Source organism: Brachybacterium sp. Marseille-Q7125, assembly GCF_023062615.1.
Classification (GTDB): domain Bacteria; phylum Actinomycetota; class Actinomycetes; order Actinomycetales; family Dermabacteraceae; genus Brachybacterium.
On the sequence record NZ_JALLAL010000167.1, the window covers coordinates 1 to 443 of the forward strand.

Sequence of the window (443 nt, forward strand, 5' to 3'; positions counted from 1 at the left end):
CTCTATGGCATTTCGCGCGTTCTACGCGCTGAGAGCCGAGAATTTTCTGACCCGCGGCGGGCAGTACACGAACGCCGTTTACGGCTTTGTGTCGACGTTGCTCAAGGTCTGCTCCGATCATCAGCCGACGCATATTGCGGTGGCCTTTGACCTGCCGGGCGGTACTTTCCGCACCCGCGAATACGCCGACTATAAGGGCGGGCGCAAACCGACGCCGGAGGAATTCAAAGGTCAGATCGACGTCATCAAGAAGGTGCTGGACGTCCTGGGCATTGCCTGGCTGACGTATGAGGATTACGAAGCCGACGATATTGTGGCCACGCTTTCCCAGCGCGGCGAAGACGCCGGCATGCATAACTATATTGCCTCGGGAGACAAGGACGCCTTCCAGCTGGTCAGCGAACAAACCACGGTTCTTTATCCCATGCCGCGATCGGCTATGC

The 443-nt window shown here is 58.2% G+C and carries 1 protein-coding gene; it reads left to right on the forward strand.

From position 1 onward, the window contains the following. Positions 1-443: PIN domain-containing protein (locus tag MU407_RS14170; protein WP_348648039.1), on the forward strand; the 443-nt coding region annotated here is incomplete at both ends.